Below are 18,013 nucleotides of genomic sequence, written 5' to 3' on the forward strand. Positions count from 1 at the left end.
GCCCGCCACCGTTCCCCGGACCTCCGGTTTGGCATGCTTGCGGTTCCACTCACAGCCTCCAGCGAGGATCCAGATGCCCAAGAGAACTGCGGCATTCGCCGTTCTTGCGGTCGCAATCGTTGCCGCAGCCCTGACGATCGCCTTCGACTGGGGCTGGTACGCATGGATCGCCGCCTTGGTGATCGCGGCGGTCGCGCTGATCGTTGCCTCCTTGCGGTCCAGGCCCGTACTACGAACCGCGGCGGTGGTTGCCGCCGTCGCCATAGTCGCGGCCGGCGTACTCGTGGTCCGCATTCCGCCGGTCACGTCGGCCGGCTGGAAAGCAGGGGAGGACACCCTGCTGATCGCGGCCGACGACAAGCTGGCGGTCACGCTGAACCGGCAGACTCACGCGGTGCAAGGCCGCGCGATCGCCGATGGTGACGAGGTGTGGAAGAAGAGTTTCGGCGGCTCGGGCAGTGTCCGGTCGCAACAGTTGGGTGAGGATTCCGTCCTCCTCTTCAGCGACAGCGACAGCTCGCAGCGGACCAACCAGGCCGGGGTCATCTCGATTGCCGACGGCAACACCCGCTGGAACCAGGACGTCGGACAGCAGGAACCCTTCACCACCAACGGCGACATCGTGGTGTTCAGCGACAACGAGACGACGACGGGCATCGAGGTCACGACCGGCAGGAAGGTGTGGACGCACGCCGGCGAGGTGAGCGCGGGGTCGGGCGGGCAAAGCTCCTACAACCCACGGCGTTGGGTATCCCGGTCCGACTGGGTCGTCATCCGCGGCAGCGGCCGGACCGCGCCGGCCACCGTGCTCGACGTACAGACCGGCCGGGTGGCCGCGACACTGCGGGCCACGGGCAACGACTTCGTTGTCGCGGGCAAGAGCTTCATCGACTTCGGCTACGCGAAGAACGGCCGCCGGCTGGCCACCGGCACTCCGCTCGCGGGCGGTCGATCCTGGCAGGCCGAGTTCGGACGCTCGAACAGCCAGGAGCTCCTGGACGTCGTCGACGGCAAAGCGCGGGCGCTGTACGACAGGAGAGCTGTCTACCTCGATCCCGAGACCGGCGAGGTGCGGGAGGTGCCCCTCGTCGCCCGCTGGTCCGTGAACTGGTACGACGGCCGGGTCGGCGGGCGCTACGTCGCGGTCGAGGAGCGCGATCGTGACCACAAGGTCAAGGCCTGGGCAGTGGCCGACACCCTCACCGGCAAGTTGGTGGACCTCGAGGGACGCGGCCAGACGGTCGAGCTGACCATCGCGCGGTACTCGAGCGACACGGCGATCGCGCGGACCACGGTGGTCGACGCAGTAGGAGCCAAGAGCAACCGCTACACCTGGATCACCGACGGCACCGGCCGCGGCGAACTCACCACCTCCGACACCAACCAGCGAGTCGAATTCGCCGGCCCCGCAGCCCAACTCGGCGACCGCATCACCGTCCTCCGCAAGAACTAGCGAGCCCCCGGACCGCCCCCACTCACAAACCTGCTCCGCCTCCCCCGGCGCACTCATCCCACGCCTGCCCGGCTCCACCAGGAGCCGGGCACCTGAGCTTTGTGAGTGGCGGCGGTCCGCGACACATATTGTTGGCGCGACCAACGATTCTCGGCTATTGTTGGCTGCACCAACGATAGGAGCTGTCATGATCTCGCCGTTCACCATCGACGTTCCGCAGGCCGACCTCGACGACCTGACCGATCGCCTTACCCGGACGCGCTGGCCGGAGGAGCTGCCCGGCGTCGGATGGGACTACGGCATCCCGCTCGGCCGGGTGAAGGAGCTGGCCGAGTACTGGCGGACGACGTACGACTGGCGCAAGCAGGAAGCCCGGCTGAACGAGCTGCCGCAGTACACGACCGAGATCGACGGGCAGCGGGTTCATTTCGTCCACATCCGGTCGGCCAAGGAAGATGCTCTGCCGTTGATCCTGAGCCACGGCTGGCCGGGCTCGTACTTGGAGTTCCTGGACGTGATCGAGCCGTTGTCGGCCGAGTTCCACCTGGTGATCCCGTCCATCCCGGGCTTCGGCTTCTCCGGGCCGACGCACGAGACGGGTTGGGGCGTCGACCGGGTCGCGCGGGCCTGGGCCGTGCTGATGGAGCGACTCGGCTACGACCGGTACGGCGCGCACGGCGGCGACTTCGGATCGGGGATCTCCCGCGCCCTGGCCGTCGCGGCACCGGAGAGCGTGGTCGGGGCTCACGTGACCTACCTGCCCGGCCCGCCACCGCCAGGCGTCACGTTCGAGCTCGACGAGGAGGACACCCGGCGGCTGGCCCGGATCAAGGAGCTGATCGCGAACCGGCCGGCGTACCAGGCGCTGCAGGCGACGCGACCGCAGACGATCGCGTACGCGCTGACCGACTCCCCCGTCGGCCAGCTCGCCTGGATCGCGGAGAAGTTCACCGAGTGGACCGACCCGGAATCCGACATCTCCATCGACCATCTGCTGACGACCGTGTCGCTGTACTGGTTGACCGCTACCGCGGGATCGGCGGCCCGGCTGACCAAGGAGACCACTGGCGGCGCCTCGCCGGTCAGCCCGGCACCCCTCGGCATCGTCGTCCTGCCGCACGACATCACGAAGGCTGTCCGGGCTCACACCGAGTATGTGCACAACGTGGTCCGGTGGACCGAGTTCGAGCACGGCGGTCACTTCTCCGCCCTCGAGGTCCCCGACGCCCTGGCCGCAGACATCATCGCCTTCTTCCGGCAACTCGAGAGCTAGAGCCTCGCGTCGACAGAGGCCGGTGAGTAGACCTCGTCCACCACCAAGCGGCCGATGCCCCGCAAGGCGGCGCGGTCCGCGAGCCGGCCTGTCACGACTTCGAGGTGACGGGTCGCCCGCGGCAACGTCGACTGGTAGAGCACCTCATGCACGCCAGTGACAAAGTGCTGATCAGCCAAGTCGCCGGCAATCATCAGCACCCCAGGATTGAGCACGCTGATCACGGTCGCCAGCACTTCGCCGACTCGCCGCCCCGCCTCGCGCGCCAGCCGCAACGCGTCCGGCTGACCCGCCGCGATCAGCTCACGAACGTCAGCACCCGACCGAGCCGTCACCCCGAGATCCGACAGCGCACCGGCGAGCGCACCACCACTGGCGACCGCCGCCAGACACCCCAGCGACCCACACTGACACTTCGCGTCGCCCGCGTCGCGCACCCGGATATGCCCGATATCGCCCGCTCCCCCGTCGATCCCCCGGAACACCGATCCGTCGATCACCACCCCGGCCCCGATCCCGGTCGACACCTTGACCAGCACGAACGCGGGACAGTCCGGATACCCGGCGGCCTGCTCACCCAGCGCCATCGCGTTCGCATCGTTGTCGACGAACACCGGTACGTCGAACCTTCGCCCGAGGTGCTCGCGAATCGAGTACTCGTCCCAGCCCGGCATGATCGGCGGCCGGATCACCAGCCCGGTGTCGAACTCGACCGGACCGGGCACCGACAACCCGATCCCCGCGACCTCGTCCACCGACCGCCCCGCCGTCGCCAGCAACTCGATGAACCAGTCCGCGATCGTGTCGAGCACGACCGCGGGCCCGTCCGCAACCACCAGCTCGCCAGACTTCTCCGCGAGCACCTCACCGGCAAGGTCCAGCACGGCCGCCCGCGCGTGCCGAGTGTCCAGGTCGGCCGCGAGGACAACCCCGTGGCTCGCGTCGAACCGCAGTACGGTCGGTGGACGGCCGCCGGTGGACACCGTCGAGCCCGCTTCGACCAGCCAGCCATTGCGGAGCAGGCCTTCCAGACGGAGGCCCAGAGTCGAGCGGGACAGGCCGGACAGCTGCTGCAACTCGCCCCGCGTCCCGGCCTGGCCGGTCCGGACAAGGTGCAGCAGTTGCCCTGCCGAAGTCCCGTCAGCTCTTGTCTGCGCCACTCGTCAAACCCTCCGTCAGCATCCGCTCCGCGCCGTAGAACATGAGTACCACCGGCAACGTCAGTACTACGGATCCTGCCATCAGTACTGTCTTCGGCACCTCCACCCCGTTCGCGAGCTGCTGCAGGCCGAGCGAGACCGTCCAGTGCGACGGCTCCGCAGCAAGGAAGAGGAGCGCGAACAGGAATTCGTTCCACGCGATCATGAAGACGTACAACCCCGTCGCCATCACCGACGGCGCTGCGAGCGGCAGCACGATGCGCCGGACGATCTGCAGCCGCGACAGCCCGTCCAGCGCGGCCGCCTCCTCGACACTGATCGGCACGGTGGTGAAGTAGCTGCGCAGCATGTAGATCGCCACCGGCACTGTCTGCGCGATGTAGACGATGATCAGCCCGACCAGACTGCCCTGCAGCCCGGCCTTGGCGAACATCACGAACAGCGGCACCGCGAGCAGCGTGGCCGGGAACAGGTACACACCGAGGAAGAGCGCGCTGACCTTGCGCTGCCCGGTGAACCGCAACCGGCTGACCGCATAGGCACCGGGGATCGCGACCAGCAAGGTAAGCAGCACGGCGCCGAGTGAGACCAGCGCCGAGTTCCGCAGCATCAGCAGGAAGCCCTGACCGCCGTTCTCCACCGACGTCAGCACCGACCGGTAGGAGTCGACCGTGAACTCACTGGCCGACACCCAGATCCGGCCTGGGTCCAGCAGCAGGTTGTCGATCGGCTTCACCGACAGCAGCAGCATGTAGTAGAAGGGAAAGAGCGTCGCCACCACCAGGCCGGCGATCACCACCCAGCGCATGATGCCGAAGAACTTGTCCTGGAACGCGGCCCGACTCATGACTGCTCCTCCTGCACCCGGCGACCGAAGAACTTGAAGTACAGGCCGAGCAGGACGATCAGAACAGCCGCCAGTACTACGGCCTGCGCCGACGCCAGCCCGACATCGAACCGCGCCGTCAGGAACCGATAGACCCGTACCGCGACGACGTCGGTGCCCGCTCCTCCCCCGGTCAGCAGGTAGACGTCATCGAACTTGTTGAAGGTCATGATGAACCGCAACACCGACAGCAGCGCGATCACCGGCAGCAGTTGCGGCAACAGGATGAACCGGAACCGCTGCCAGGGCGTCGTCCCGTCGACCACAGCCGCCTCCTCCAGCACCGCCGGCACCGCCTGCAACCGGGCCAGCAGGAACAGGAACGCGAACGGGAAGTACCGCCAGATCTCGAACCCGATCACGGTCAGCAGCGCCATCGGCACCGGTACGCCGGCCACCTCGTACGAGCGCTGGGTCAGGAACGCGATCGGCCGGTCCCAGCCGAACACGTTCACACCCCAGTGGTTCACCACCCCGAGATCGGGGCTGAGCAGGACCTGCCACACGAACGCGACGGCCACCACCGGAGCGACGTACGGGAGAAGCATGGCGCCACGGATCAGGAAGCGGCCGCGGAACGGTTTGCGCAGCGCCAGCGCGGCGATCAGGCCGACCAGGATCGATCCGAGCGTCGAGCCGATGGTGTAGACGACGGTCGTCCACAGCGAGGACCAGAAGCCGGGCGAGCTGAAGACCCGGTCCAGGTTGCGCAGCGTCCAGTTGCCGAACAGGCCCTGGCTCTGGATGTCGACCAGCCGGACGTTCTGGAAGGCGAGCACGACCGTCCACAGGATCGGCAGCACCACCACGACCAGCACGATCAGGAAGGTCGGCGAGACCAGCGTGAGGCCGGCCCTGTTCTCCTGCCCCCGCAGGGTGTTCCGCCGCTTGGGCGCCCGGTTCACGGGCTCCGGCTCGGCCGCCGAGGGTCTTTGCGTCACAGTTGTCATCTCTGCCTCACCCGAGCGAACCCTGGATCGAGGTCACGTCGTCGGCCGCCTGTTCGGCGGCCTCGTCGGCGTCGACCTGGCCGCTGGCCATTGCGCTGATTGCCTTCGGCACCGGAAGCTCGCCGAGGGTGGCGCCGACCAGCGCGCCTTGCCCCTCCGCGATACCCCAGCGCTGCATCTTGCCGAGCCCTTGCCGCAACTCTTCGATCAACGGCGCGGGATAGATCGACGCGAGCGGCTTGCGGGTGTCGACACCGATGTCGGCCTTGTCCCAGGCCTTCTCGAACTTCTCCGGGTCAGTGGCCGTCCCCGGGCGGATTGGGAACTTGCCCTCGGCCGCCATCCCGAACCACTGTTCGTAGCCCTCGTCCAACAGGTACTGGACGAACTGCTCGGAGGGACCGGCCTTCGCCGTCTTCGTCACCACCCAGCTGTTCAGCTCTCCGAACTGTGCGGGCGCCTTGCCATCTGGACCCTGTACTGCGGTGACCACGCCCGTGTTGCGAGCCAGCCAGCCCTTGTCCTTCGCGCACTGCTCGCAGCTCGGCAACGCGTCCTCCCGCAGACCGGCGAGCTCGTCCAGCAGGAACGAGGACCAGACCACCATCGCGGACTTGCCCGCGAAGTACCCGGCCCGGGTGGAGTCGACGGTCTGGGTACCGGCCGCGGAGTACTTCGTTGCCAGGTCACCGTAAAAGCCGAAGGAACGCTTGCAGGCGGGACTGCCGAGGCTGACCTTGTCTTCGGCATCGACCAACTGGCAGTTGTTCGCCAGCGCGAGATGCTCGAAACTCTGTTGGGTGAACGGATCGGCGGGATCGGTGGCCAGCGAGATACCGGCGACGCCTCCGCGGTTCAGGGCCCGCGCGGCGTTCTCGATCGCCTCGTACGTCGTGGGCGCGGGCAACCCGGCCGCGGCGAACAGGTCCTTGCGGTAGTAGAGCAACTGCGTCCAGCCATCCGACGGTACTGCGAGTTGCTGGTCGCGGGCGCGCGTCAGGTCGAGCGCGCGGGGGTTGAACGTCTTGTCGCCGAGCCGCTGGACCACCTGCTTGGCGGCATCGGGGTTGAGCAGGCCGTTGCTGGACAACTGCTGCACGGCGGCGAGCGGGACGGAGCCGATCACGTCGGGCAGCTTGCCGGCGGCAGCTGCGGCCATCACCAGTTGGGGCAGCTGGGGTTCGTCGATGCCGACCAGTTTCACTTCGATCCCGGTGGCGGCGGTGAACTTCTTGACGATGTCGCGGGTGGTCTCCAGCCGCCCGGAGACATTCTCGAGCGACCACACGGTGATGCTGCGCTGGTCGCCGGCTTGGGAATCGTTACCGCAGGACACCAGGAGTCCAGCGGTCAGCAGGAGCGCGCTCGCGGCGGAGAGTGCCCTGACCAAACGTGACATGCATCCTCCTCAGGGGGCTGACATCACGCATAACATCAGGACTATTGTATTTTGACAAGACCTAAGTCTCGTTCTGGAGGTTTCCCGTGGCTCGTGTTGTCCAGTTCACCGCTCCCCGTCAGGCGGAGGTGGTGGAGTTCCAGCCCGAGGCGCTGCCGCCGGGCCACGTCCGCGTCCGGACCGCCTTCTCCGGAATCTCGGCCGGCACCGAACTGACGGCGTACCGCGGCACGAACCCGTACCTGACCCGCACCTGGGACCCGGAGGCCCGGATCTTCCGCGACGCCGAGGCGGGCGTGGCCTTCCCAGTCGTCGGCTGGGGCTACTCCGAGACAGGCGTGGTGAGCGAGGTCGGCGAGGGCGTCACCGGCCTGGCCGAAGGCGACGAGGTCTGGGGCATCTGGGGCCACCGCAGCGAAGCAGTCCTCCCGGCCGAGAAGCTCCTAGGCCACCAACTCCCGCCCGGCGTCACCCTCTCCTCAGCCGCCTTCGCCCGAGTAGGCGCCATCGCCTTCAACGCCATCCTGTCCGCCCGCATCAACCTCGGCGAACTCATCGCCATCTTCGGCCAGGGCGTCATCGGCCTCCTAGCCACCCGCCTGGCAACCCTCAGCGGCGCCCAAGTAGTCACAGTCGACGCAGTCGAATCCCGCCGCGCCATGTCGCTGACCTACGGCGCCCTCACCTCGTTCACCCCCGGAACAGCCGCCGAACACATCCGCGCTTTCACCCCTTCCCCTTCCAGCTCCGGCGCCGAAGGCGTCGGAGCTGATGCTGTTATTGAGCTGAGCGGGGTGTATGCGGCTCTCCACGAGGCGATCCGGGCTGTCGGCGTGGGCGGGCGAGTTGTTGCCTCGGGCTTCTATCAAGGGGACGGGAACGGGCTGCGGCTAGGGGAGGAGTTTCATCACAATCGGGTTGAGTTGATCAGCTCGCAGATTGGTGGGGTGCCGGTGGAACTGAGTGGGCGGTGGTCTGTTGACCGGCTGCAGCAGACCTTCCTCGGCTTGGTCGGCCAAGGCGCCGTCGACGTCGAGCCGCTGATCAGTCACCGCGTTCCGATCGACAACGCGGCCGACGCCTACACCCTGCTCGACACGCGTCCCGGTGACGCCCTGCAAGTACTGCTGGAGTTCTGATGACCGAAATGAAGCTCGCCTGCCAGGAACAACTCCTGCCCGGAGACACCCTCCAGGAGAAGTGGGACTTCGCCGTCGCCGCCGGGTACGACGCGATCGAGTTGCGCGGCAAGGGCGACCTGTCGTTCCGCGACCGCCTGCCGGAACTCCGCAAAGCGCTGGCCGACGGGGTCGTGATGCCGACCGTCTGCGTCGACATGCTGCACTTCTTCGGTGCCTTCGACAACGATCAGCGCGCGGATGCGCTGGTCCAGATGAAGTCGCAGCTCTCGGTGATCGCCGAGCTCGGCGGCCTCGGCGCGCAGACGCCGGCGTCGTACGGGATGTTCTCCCGCCGGCTGCCACCCTTCGAGCCGCCGCGCGACGAGGCCGGTGATCGCGAGGTCCTGCTGGACGGCCTCCGGCAACTCGGCGAGCACGCGGCCGCGGAAGGTGTCGAGCTGTTCCTCGAGCCGTTGAACCGCTACGAGGACCACATGGTCAACCGCCTCGAGCAGGCCGTCGAACTGATCCAGGAAGTCGGCCTGGATTCCGTCCGGATCGGCATCGACAGCTACCACATGAACATCGAGGAGACCGATCCCTCCGCCGCGATCGTTGCCGCCGCCCCCTACATCGGTCACGTCCAGCTGAGCGACTCCAACCGCCTGCAACCCGGCGCCGGCCACCTCGACTGGCCCGCGTTCCTCGGCGCACTCGATGCCATCGGCTACCACCGCTACCTCGCCGTCGAGTGCCGCCTCAGCGGGGACGCCAGCGACGCCGTCCGCTCCATCCCCTCCGTCGTCCGGCGGTACCTGTGATCAGATCCGCCGCCGCGCGAGTCCTGTTCGGCAACTGGACCGGCCACTCGACCGTGCCCTCGCATTCGCTGTACCCGCATCAGTGGAGCTGGGACTCGGCCTTCATCGCGATCGGCCTGCGCCACCTCTCCCCCCGCCGAGCCCAGATCGAACTCGAGTCGCTGCTCGGCTCCCAATGGTCCGACGGCCGCATCCCGCACATCAGCTTCTCGCCGTCCGTTGCCCGCGACGCCTACTTCCCCGGCCCCGACTTCTGGCAGGCAACGACCTCCGGCGGCGTCGAAACCTCAGGCATCATCCAGCCCCCGGTACACGCCCTCGCCGCCTGGCTCACCCACGAGGCCGCCCCCGAAGAGTCCGTACGCCGGAACTTCCTGCCGCGCGTCTACCCCAAGCTGGTCGCCTGGCACGCCTACCTCCGCACCCGCCGGGATCTCGGCGGTCACGGCCTGGTCGCGATCGTCCACCCCTGGGAATCCGGGATGGACAACAGCCCAGCCTGGGACGCGGCCCTGGCCAGGGTCGAGCCGGCACCCCTGGACTCCTTCACCCGCCGGGACACCGACCACGCCAGCGACGCCGACCGCCCGACCGACCTCGACTACGGCCGCTACGTCCAACTGGCCGGCACCTATCGCGACCACGGCTACGACGACGCCACCACGCCGTTCGAGTTCGCCCTCGAAGACCCCTGCTTCAACGCCCTGCTGATCGCGTCGGAACACGCCCTCGCATCAATCGCCTCAGCCCTGTCCCTCGCCCCCAGCCCGCACCTAAAGGCCGCAGCAGAACTGACCGAATCGCTGGCCAGCCTGTTTGCCGACGGCACCTTCCGCGTCCGCGATCTCACGAACGGCGAACTTGTTGCCGTCGACACCATCGCAGGCCTGATCCCGCTGCTCGTGCCTCGATTGCCTCAAGCAACCGAGCTCCTGGCGACCGCGCGAGGTCCGCGGTTCCGCCTGGGCGAGGCCAAACTGGTCCCCAGCTACGACCTGACCGGTCCGGCCTTCGAGCCCGGCCGCTACTGGCGCGGCCCGAGCTGGTTCAACACCGCCTGGCTGATCCACCGCGGCCTGACCACCCTGGAACAGAACGCCCTCGCCGAAGCCCTCCGCGAAGACGTCCTGAAACTTGCCGCCGGCACCGACTTCGCCGAGTACGTCGATCCGCACACCGGCGAGGCCCGCGGCGCCCGCGACTTCAGCTGGACAGCGGCCCTGGCACTGGACCTCGAGCGGAGCTGACCTCCAGCACGCCGATGATCTTGTCGAGGCGGGCCGCCACCCGGCCCGCGTCGAAGCCGTTGCCTTCGACAACGATGCGCAGGGTGCCGGTCTCCAGGCAGAGGGTGAGCTCGCGGACGTCGTACGGGTTCAGCTGGACGGCGATCCGGGCCAGCAGGCCGCGGGTCTCCACCACCTGGGCGGTGAAGACGGTGAGGACGCGCTCCGGGACGGCGTACGCCGGAGCGGACGTAGTACGGGGAGCCAGGGTTGCCAGGGCAGTCATCGGACGACCTCCTTGTGGCGAAGCAGACCGTAGGTGACGCCGTCGACCAGCGCCTCCCAGGATGCCTCGACGATGTTGTGACCGACGCCGACGGTGAGCCACGAACCCTCGCCGTCGGTGGTCTCGATCAGGACCCTGATCACCGCGTCGGTGCCGTGGCCCTGGTCGAGGATGCGGACCTTGTAGTCGACCAGCTCGAACTTCTTCACCACCGGGTAGGCGCGCTCGATCGCGGTCCGCAGCGCATGGTCGAGCGCGTTCACCGGACCGTTGCCCTCCCCGGTGACGATCTCGCGGTCGCCACCCGCGACAAGCTTCACCGTGGCCTCGGAGACCGCCTCCGCGTCGGCCCGCGACTCGGTGATGACCCGCCACGACTCGACGTCGAAGAAGCTCACCCGGCGGCCGTCGACCTCCTCGGTCAGCAGCAGCTCGAAGGACGCGTCCGCCGCCTCGAACGTGTAGCCGCGAGATTCCATCTCCTTGACCCGGTCCGTAACCCGGCTGACCAGGTCACGGTTGTTGCCGAGGTCGAAACCGAGCTCGCGGCCCTTCAGCTCGACGCTGGCCCGGCCTGCCATCTCCGAGACGAGCATCCTCATGTCGTTGCCCACCAGGGCTGGATCCGTGTGCTGGTAGAGGTCGGGATCCACCTTGATGGCACTGGCGTGCAGTCCCGCCTTGTGGGCGAAAGCGGACACACCGACGTACGGCTGCCGGGTCGACGGCGGCACGTTCGTCACTTCGGCGATCGCGTGCGCGATCCGGTACGACTCGGCCAGCCGGCCGGGCGGGAGCAGGCGCATCCCCCGCTTGAGTTCGAGGTTGGCCACGACCGCGAGGAGATCGGCATTGCCGGTGCGTTCGCCGTACCCGTTGATCGTGCCCTGGACGTGTGAGCAGCCGGCCTCGACGGCGGCGATCGAGTTCGCCACCGCGCAGCCGCCGTCGTTGTGGGCGTGGATGCCGAGCCGCGCGCCGGTCGTCTCCAGGACGTCGCGGACGATGTCCTGTAGTTCGCGGGGCAGCGTGCCACCGTTGGTGTCGCAAAGCGCGACCACATCCGCGCCGGCTTCAGCGGAGACCCGTACGACCTCCAGCGCGTAGGCGCGGTTGGAGCGGTAGCCGTCGAAGAAGTGCTCGGTGTCGAGGAAGACCCGCAGGCCGTGCTCGCGGAGGTGTTTGACGGTGTCGGCGACCATCCGCAGGTTCTCGTCCAGTGAGGTCCGCAGCGCGCGCTCGACGTGCGCATCGTGGCTCTTGGCAACCAACGTGACGACCCCGGCGCCCGAGTCACGCAGCGCGGCGACCTGCTGGTCGTCGGCGGCCGGCGTACCGGGCCTGCAGGTCGCGCCGAACGCCGCGAAGGTCGCGTGCCGCAGGTTCAGTTCGGTCCGCGCCCGCTGGAAGAACTCGGTGTCCTTGGGCACCGCGCCCGGCCAGCCGCCCTCGATGAAGCCCACGCCCAGGTCGTCGAGGTGATGCGCGATGGCGATCTTGTCGGCCACGGACAACGCCAGACCCTCCTGCTGCGCGCCGTCGCGCAGAGTGGTGTCGTAGACGTGGAAATCGTCGCTAGTGCTCACGAAATCGCCTTCCGAAGTACGGGCTTCAGGCAAACAAAAAACCCCCCGCACGATGCGAGAGGTCTGCGCGCTCAGGTGCTGCTTGCTGAGCGCGCTAGTCGATAATGATCTGGTAGCTCTTCATGACATTTCGCAGTCTGCCACAGGAATCCACCGGCCCCGCCGATTGTCTCGAAACGCGAACATCCAGTACGTCAGCCAGTACTACGGAGCGTGGCGGAGTACTGAATCAGGCGGTGAGGGACCAGCCCGGGTCGTCCCAGGCGGTGTAGAAGTCCTCCCGGCTGAGCTCCCGCAAGCCCCACTCGTCCCGGTCCAGGCCCTGCTCGGTCAGCGCGCCGTCCTCGTCCTCGAGCCGCTGCCACCAGTACCGCAGTACGGTGCCGTCCTCGCCGACCTGCAGCTGCCGGACGACCACCCACTCGCGCTCGTGCCAGACCGCCTCGAACAACCAGTCCGTCCCGTACTCGTCGGCGCGTGCCCCGTAGGTCCGGGCGGCGGTGCCACGGTCGAGGTCGCGGATCAGCTCGACCGAGGCGCGATACGCCTGCACGGTCTCCGGCTGCCAGCCGCGCTGCTCGGCCAGCTCCGCGTAGTACGCCTCGACCTCGTCCGGAAAGCTGTTGCTCATACCCTCGCCCTCAGCTTGGAAACGGTTCTCCGACCCTATCCAACCGCCGGCCCGGACGGCTGAGAGGACCCTGTGAACTCACGCCACAAGCCGAGCGCCCGGAGAACCGTGAGGTTTCCGGGCGCTCGTTCGCTGTCGGTTTCAGCAGACCTTGGTCATCCAGCCGTGCGGGTCGGCGGCCCGGCCGTACTGGAGGTCCAGCAGAGCGGTGCGGATGGCGGCGGTGACCTTGCCACCCTCGCCGTCGGCCACCTGGATCTCGCCGCCGCGCCACTTCAGCGAGGCGACCGGCGTGATCACCGCGGCCGTGCCACAGGCGAACACCTCCTGGATCCGCCCGGACGCGGCGCCCTCGCGCCACTCGTCGATCGAGATCTTGCGCTCGGTGACGGTGTGGCCCAGATCGGTGACCAGCTTCAGGATCGAGTCGCGGGTGATGCCCTCGAGGATCGTGCCGGACAGCTCCGGTGTGACCACCGAGCCGTCGTCGAGGACGAAGTACAGGTTCATCCCGCCGAGCTCCTCGACCCACTTCTTCTCGACCGCGTCGAGGAAGGCGACCTGGTCGCAGCCGTTCTCGATCGCCTCGGCCTGCGCGAGCAGCGACGAAGCGTAGTTGCCGCCGGTCTTGGCGGCGCCGGTGCCGCCGGGGGCTGCCCGGGTGTACTCCTCGCTGAGCCAGATCCGGACCGGCTTCACGCCCTTGGCGAAGTACGAGCCGGCCGGGGAGGCGATCGCGCAGTACGTCACCTGGGCCGACGGACGGACACCGAGGAACGGGTCCGAGCCGAACATGAACGGCCGCAGGTACAAAGAGGTCTCACCACCGCTGGGGACCCAGGCCTTGTCCAGCTCGATCAGCTTGTGCAGCGAGTCCAGGAAGACCGGCTCGGGCAGTTCCGGCAGCGCGAGCCGCCGGGCGGAGCGGTTGAACCGCGTCGCGTTCGCCTCGGGACGGAACATGTGGATCGAGTCGTCGGGATGCCGGTAGGCCTTCATCCCCTCGAAGATGGTCTGGGCGTAGTGGAACACCGAGGTCGCCGGAGACAGCTCCAGCGGCCCGAAGGCGGTGATCCTCGCGTCGTGCCAGCCGAACTCCGAAGTCCAGGTGGCGATCGCCATGTGGTCGGAGAAGTGCTGCCCGAATCCTGGGTTCGCCAGGATCTGGGCGCGCTGGTCGTCGCTGGCCGGTTGGGTGTTTGGCTCAACGGTGAACTGCAAATCCGCGCTCATATCCGCACCGTACCTCTTGGCGAAGTGGTCAGGCGAGCGTGCTGAAGTCTCTCGCCGCGGCCCCGGCGCCGGGTGGCGCCGGCCGGGCGGGCGTCGTACGAGTCCATCAGCTCAGCCGGCCGCGCGCTTGGCGATCGCGTCACCGATCTCCGCGGTGGTCCGCGGCGCGCCGGTGCGCTCCTCGATGTCGGCCGTCACGGCAGCCTCGATCGCGGCCGCGGCCTCGGTCAGGCCGAGGTGGTCGCACAGCAGCGCGGCGGACAGGATGGCCGCCGTCGGGTCGGCCTTCTGCTGACCGGCGATGTCCGGAGCCGAGCCGTGCACGGGCTCGAACATGCTCGGCGCGGTCTTTTCCGGGTTGATGTTGGCGCTCGCGGCCAGCCCGATCCCACCGCTGATCGCGGCGGCCAGGTCGGTGATGATGTCGCCGAACAGGTTGTCGGTGACGATCACGTCGAACCGGGCCGGGTCGGTGACCAGGAAAATGGTCGCCGCGTCCACGTGCTGGTAGTCGACCGTCACCTCCGGGAACTCGGTCGCGACCGCGTCGACGGTCCGCTTCCACAGCGAACCGGCGTACGCGAGCACATTGGTCTTGTGCACCAGCGTCAGCTTCTTGCGCGGCCGCGCCTGGGCCCGGGCGAACGCGTCCCGGACCACCCGCTCCACGCCGTAGGCGGTGTTGACCGAGACCTCGGTGGCGATCTCGGCCGGCGTACCGGCGCGCAGGGCGCCGCCGTTGCCGGTGTACGGACCCTCGGTGCCCTCGCGGACGACGACGAAGTCGACCTCGCCCGGGTTCGCCAGCGGGGAGCCGACGGACGGGTAGATCTTCGACGGCCGCAGGTTGACGTAGTGGTCGAGGGTGAACCGCAGCTTGAGCAGCAGGTTCCGCTCGAGGATGCCGGACGGCACCGTCGGGTCGCCGATCGCGCCGAGCAGGATCGCGTCGTGGCCGCGGATCTCCTGGAGCTCGGCGTCCGGCAGCGTCTCGCCGGTGGCGTGCCAGCGCTTCGCGCCCAGGTCGTACTCCGTGCGCTCGAACGTGACGCCGAGGTTCGCGCTGACCGCGTCGAGCACCTTGAGCGCCTCGACCGTGACCTCGGGACCGATCCCGTCGCCACCGACAACCGCCAGCTTGAAAGCCTTCTTTGATGACTCGAGCTTGCTGCTCACTTCTTGGGTTCTCCCCCGTTGTCGCGGCGGTTCATGGCCTCTTGGACTGGTTGGGTCTCGGCCTTGCGCGGAGCGGGGCGGCGACGGCGGGCGGCTTTGCGCTCGCGTCCGTCGACAACCTGCCAGCTAGCCGGATACATGTCGTACATGCTGTCTCCCGTTTGGTCTGGTGCTTGTCACAAACGGCCGACGACTGGCACTACCGGGCGGGAGGTACGCCGAAACCCGCGCCGGGGAGGTCGGCCTCAGCGGACCCCGGCGCGGCAGCGAATAAGGCGTACCACGAACTGCATGATGGGTCCGAAGATACTCTGACGTCCGACTATCTCGCCACAATGCGGGCACTCTGTCCCGCAATGTGAGATGCCAGTGACACGGCTGGGCCGATGCTGTGCAACTCTCAGGCGGTGAGTGCTCCCCCAGAACTGCCACCGCTGGTTTCCGCGGCCCTCAGCCTGTCCGGCCGGCGCGGATTCGTCAGCGCGACCCGCAACGAGACCGGCCGGCTGCTCGCCACCTTGGCGGCGTCCCGGACCGGAACCCTCGGCGAGGTCGGTACCGGCTGCGGCGTCGGCTCGGCCTGGCTGCGGCACGGCGCGACGGACGACACCAAGATCGTCACCGCCGAGAGTGACCCCCAACTGGCCCAGGTGGTCAAGGAACTCTTCGCCGACGACGGCCGGATCGAGGTGCTGTCGGCGGACTGGACGGCCCTGATCGAACGCGGCCCGTTCTCCCTGCTGTTCGTCGACGCCCGCGAGGCCAAGCTCTCGGCCCGCGACGTGATCGCCGAGGCGGTCGAGCCCGGCGGCTTCGTCGTCCTGGACGACTTCACCCCGTCGGCCGTGTGGCCGCCGATGTACGAGGGCCGGGTCGACACGCTGCGCCAGGAATGGCTCCAGGACAAGCGCTTCACCACCGTCGAGATCATGGTCGCCACCGACGCCGCGGTCCTGCTCGCCACCAAGCGCTGAAACCGTCCGCACCGCCCGGGAAATGCAGGTGGGCCCGAGCGCGCTCCCGGGTGGGAGGGCTCGGGCCCTGGCCGGCCGCCATGCGCCTGCGGGCGGCAGGCCGGATCCTGCGATCAGTTCCAGGACGCGCGCGCCGAGAAAGATCCGTTCCAGTGTGCCCTCACCCCGGGGTCATCAGCCAGCCCCGGGGTGAATCGAACGGGCTTCAGACCTCGAGGTCGACGGCCCGGGCGGTGTCGGCCTGTACCGCGGTGGCGATGTCGTCCAGGACCGTGGTCGGGATGGTGGAGTCGACGCTCAGCGCGACCAGCGCCTTGCCGCCCTTGCGGTCGCGGCTGACCTGCATGCCGGCGATGTTGATGTCGGACTCACCAAGGATCCGGCCAACGGCGCCGACGATGCCCGGGCGGTCCTCGTAGCTGAGGAACGCCAGGTGCGCCGCGAGCTCGACCTCGAGGTCGAAGCCGTCGATCTCGACCAGCCGCTCGGACTGCTTGACGCCGACCAGGGTGCCGGACACGGACACCTGGCCGCCGTCGGCAAGCGTGCCGCGCAGGGTGATCAGGTTGCGGTGCTCCGGGCTGTCGTGGTCGGTGAGGAGACGGACCTCGAGGCCACGCTCGGCCGCGAGCAGCGGGGCGTTCACGTAGGAGACGTTGTCCTCGACGACGTCGGCGAACACACCCTTCAGCGCGGCCAGCTCGAGCACCTTCACGTCGTACTGCGTGATCTCGCCGCGGACCTCGACGTCGAGCTGCTGCGCGACCCCACCGGCCAGCGCCGTGAAGATGCGGCCGAGCTTCTCGGTCAGGGAGATGCCCGGGCGGACGTCCTCGGCGATGACCCCGCCCTGGACGTTGACCGCGTCGGGGACGAGTTCACCGGACAGCGCGAGCCGGACGGACTTGGCGACCGCGATCCCGGCCTTCTCCTGCGCCTCGTCGGTGGACGCGCCCAGATGCGGGGTGGCGACCACGTTCTCGAACTCGAACAGCGGGGAGTCGGTGCACGGCTCCTTGGCGAACACGTCCAGGCCGGCCGCGGCGACCCGGCCTTCCTTCAGCGCGGAGTACAGCGCCTGCTCGTCGACGATGCCGCCGCGAGCGGCGTTGACGATGATGACCTCGGGCTTGACCTTGTGCAGCTGCTCGTCACCGATCAGACCGATCGTCTCCGGCGTCTTCGGCAGGTGCACGGAGATGAAGTCGGACGCGGCCAGCAGCTCGTCCAGCGACGCGAGCCGGACGCCCATCTGGGCAGCGCGGCCGGCCTGCACGTACGGGTCGTAGGCGATCACGTTCATGCCGAAGGCGGCCAGCCGCTGGGCGACCAGGACGCCGATCTTGCCCAGGCCGACGATGCCGACGGTCTTCTCGAACAGCTCGACACCGGAGTACTTGCTGCGCTTCCACTCGCCGTTCTTCAGCGACAGGTCGGCGGCCGGGATCCGGCGGGCGGCGGCCAGCAGCAGCGCGACGGCCAGCTCGGCGGCACTGACGATGTTGGAGGTCGGCGCGTTGACCACCATCACGCCGGCCTGGGTGGCGGCCTTGACGTCGACGTTGTCCAGGCCGACACCGGCCCGGGCGACGACCTTCAGCTTCTTGGCGGCGGCCAGCGCCTCGGCGTCCACCTTGGTGGCGCTGCGGATCAGGATGGCGTCGACGTCGGCGATGGCCGGGATCAGCTCGGCGCGGTCGGCGCCGTTGGCGTGCCGGATCTCGAAGTCGGGGCCGAGCGCCTCGACGGTGGCCGGGGAGAGTTCTTCGGCGATCAGGACGACGGGTCGGGCTGCGACTGTCATGGAGACATCTCCTGCGGAAGCGGTTGGGTGCTCG

At 68.4% G+C, this 18,013-nt stretch carries 17 protein-coding genes; 6 read left to right on the top strand and 11 right to left on the bottom strand.

What is annotated here, in order from left to right; all coding sequences use genetic code 11:
- Positions 1-73 precede the first annotated feature (73 nt).
- Both ACQPYM_RS29110 and ACQPYM_RS29115 read left to right on the top strand, forming a co-directional pair.
- Complete coding sequence (locus ACQPYM_RS29110) at positions 74-1,453, top strand: hypothetical protein (RefSeq protein WP_433006703.1); 1,380 nt, start codon at positions 74-76, stop codon at positions 1,451-1,453.
- A gap of 187 nt (positions 1,454-1,640) precedes the next feature.
- A complete protein-coding gene (locus ACQPYM_RS29115) occupies positions 1,641-2,726 on the top strand; it encodes an epoxide hydrolase family protein (RefSeq protein ID WP_433006706.1) in 1,086 nt (361 codons plus the stop codon).
- Here ACQPYM_RS29115 and ACQPYM_RS29120 read toward each other — a convergent pair.
- Genes ACQPYM_RS29120 through ACQPYM_RS29135 form a run of 4 tightly spaced genes read right to left on the bottom strand, consistent with a single transcriptional unit; the run spans position 2,723 to position 7,121 of the window.
- Positions 2,723-3,886 (bottom strand): ROK family protein, encoded by a 1,164-nt coding sequence (locus ACQPYM_RS29120; protein WP_433006709.1) that lies wholly within the window; start codon positions 3,884-3,886, stop codon positions 2,723-2,725. The genes ACQPYM_RS29115 and ACQPYM_RS29120 overlap by 4 nt on opposite strands.
- On the bottom strand, positions 3,867-4,733 hold the full coding sequence (locus ACQPYM_RS29125; protein WP_433006711.1) for a carbohydrate ABC transporter permease: 867 nt from the start codon (positions 4,731-4,733) through the stop codon (positions 3,867-3,869). The genes ACQPYM_RS29120 and ACQPYM_RS29125 overlap by 20 nt, the downstream gene beginning before the upstream one ends.
- Positions 4,730-5,722 carry a carbohydrate ABC transporter permease gene (locus ACQPYM_RS29130; protein WP_433006714.1) on the bottom strand — a complete coding sequence of 331 codons (993 nt, stop codon included), beginning with the start codon at positions 5,720-5,722 and terminating at the stop codon, positions 4,730-4,732. The genes ACQPYM_RS29125 and ACQPYM_RS29130 overlap by 4 nt, the downstream gene beginning before the upstream one ends.
- Before the next feature lie 7 nt (positions 5,723-5,729).
- Positions 5,730-7,121 carry an ABC transporter substrate-binding protein gene (locus tag ACQPYM_RS29135; protein ID WP_433006717.1) on the bottom strand — a complete coding sequence of 464 codons (1,392 nt, stop codon included), beginning with the start codon at positions 7,119-7,121 and terminating at the stop codon, positions 5,730-5,732.
- An 86-nt stretch (positions 7,122-7,207) separates the two neighbouring features.
- Between ACQPYM_RS29135 and ACQPYM_RS29140 the strand changes: the two genes are divergently transcribed.
- The 3 genes from ACQPYM_RS29140 to ACQPYM_RS29150 are packed head-to-tail and all read left to right on the top strand — an operon-like array spanning position 7,208 to position 10,310.
- The gene (locus ACQPYM_RS29140) at positions 7,208-8,260 is read left to right on the top strand and encodes a zinc-dependent alcohol dehydrogenase (protein ID WP_433006720.1); all 1,053 of its coding nucleotides are present in this window, start codon (positions 7,208-7,210) and stop codon (positions 8,258-8,260) included.
- Positions 8,260-9,063 carry a sugar phosphate isomerase/epimerase family protein gene (locus ACQPYM_RS29145; RefSeq protein ID WP_433006723.1) on the top strand — a complete coding sequence of 268 codons (804 nt, stop codon included), beginning with the start codon at positions 8,260-8,262 and terminating at the stop codon, positions 9,061-9,063. The genes ACQPYM_RS29140 and ACQPYM_RS29145 overlap by 1 nt, the downstream gene beginning before the upstream one ends.
- Positions 9,060-10,310, top strand: coding sequence for an MGH1-like glycoside hydrolase domain-containing protein (locus ACQPYM_RS29150; protein ID WP_433006726.1), 1,251 nt, complete (start codon positions 9,060-9,062; stop codon positions 10,308-10,310). The genes ACQPYM_RS29145 and ACQPYM_RS29150 overlap by 4 nt, the downstream gene beginning before the upstream one ends.
- On the opposite strand, the gene ACQPYM_RS29155 is transcribed toward ACQPYM_RS29150, so the two are convergent.
- The 6 genes from ACQPYM_RS29155 to ACQPYM_RS29180 all read right to left on the bottom strand — a co-directional run bounded on the left by ACQPYM_RS29155 (position 10,267) and on the right by ACQPYM_RS29180 (position 15,350).
- Positions 10,267-10,575 (bottom strand): hypothetical protein, encoded by a 309-nt coding sequence (locus tag ACQPYM_RS29155; RefSeq protein WP_433006729.1) that lies wholly within the window; start codon positions 10,573-10,575, stop codon positions 10,267-10,269. The two genes, ACQPYM_RS29150 and ACQPYM_RS29155, sit on opposite strands and share 44 nt — an antisense overlap.
- Positions 10,572-12,161 carry a citramalate synthase gene (gene cimA, locus ACQPYM_RS29160; RefSeq protein WP_433006732.1) on the bottom strand — a complete coding sequence of 530 codons (1,590 nt, stop codon included), beginning with the start codon at positions 12,159-12,161 and terminating at the stop codon, positions 10,572-10,574. Before cimA ends, ACQPYM_RS29155 begins: the two co-directional genes overlap by 4 nt.
- 229 nt (positions 12,162-12,390) lie before the next feature.
- Positions 12,391-12,792, bottom strand: coding sequence for a hypothetical protein (locus ACQPYM_RS29165; RefSeq protein WP_433006735.1), 402 nt, complete (start codon positions 12,790-12,792; stop codon positions 12,391-12,393).
- Positions 12,793-12,933: 141 nt separating this feature from the next.
- The gene (locus tag ACQPYM_RS29170; protein WP_433006738.1) at positions 12,934-14,025 is read right to left on the bottom strand and encodes a branched-chain amino acid aminotransferase; all 1,092 of its coding nucleotides are present in this window, start codon (positions 14,023-14,025) and stop codon (positions 12,934-12,936) included.
- 111 nt (positions 14,026-14,136) lie between these two features.
- Positions 14,137-15,201, bottom strand: a complete 1,065-nt coding sequence (locus ACQPYM_RS29175) for a 3-isopropylmalate dehydrogenase (RefSeq protein ID WP_433006741.1) — start codon at positions 15,199-15,201, stop codon at positions 14,137-14,139.
- Positions 15,198-15,350 (bottom strand): hypothetical protein, encoded by a 153-nt coding sequence (locus ACQPYM_RS29180; RefSeq protein ID WP_433006743.1) that lies wholly within the window; start codon positions 15,348-15,350, stop codon positions 15,198-15,200. The genes ACQPYM_RS29175 and ACQPYM_RS29180 overlap by 4 nt, the downstream gene beginning before the upstream one ends.
- A 258-nt stretch (positions 15,351-15,608) precedes the next feature.
- On the opposite strand from ACQPYM_RS29180, the gene ACQPYM_RS29185 reads away from it, so the two are divergent.
- Complete coding sequence (locus tag ACQPYM_RS29185) at positions 15,609-16,175, top strand: O-methyltransferase (RefSeq protein ID WP_328326545.1); 567 nt, start codon at positions 15,609-15,611, stop codon at positions 16,173-16,175.
- A 205-nt stretch (positions 16,176-16,380) separates the two neighbouring features.
- Here the strand turns inward: ACQPYM_RS29185 and serA are convergent, their stop codons facing one another.
- Positions 16,381-17,979, bottom strand: coding sequence for a phosphoglycerate dehydrogenase (serA, locus tag ACQPYM_RS29190; protein WP_433006747.1), 1,599 nt, complete (start codon positions 17,977-17,979; stop codon positions 16,381-16,383).
- Positions 17,980-18,013 lie beyond the last annotated feature (34 nt).

The sequence above is a fragment of the Kribbella sp. CA-294648 genome (genome assembly GCF_050943845.1).
Classification (GTDB): Bacteria; Actinomycetota; Actinomycetes; order Propionibacteriales; family Kribbellaceae; genus Kribbella.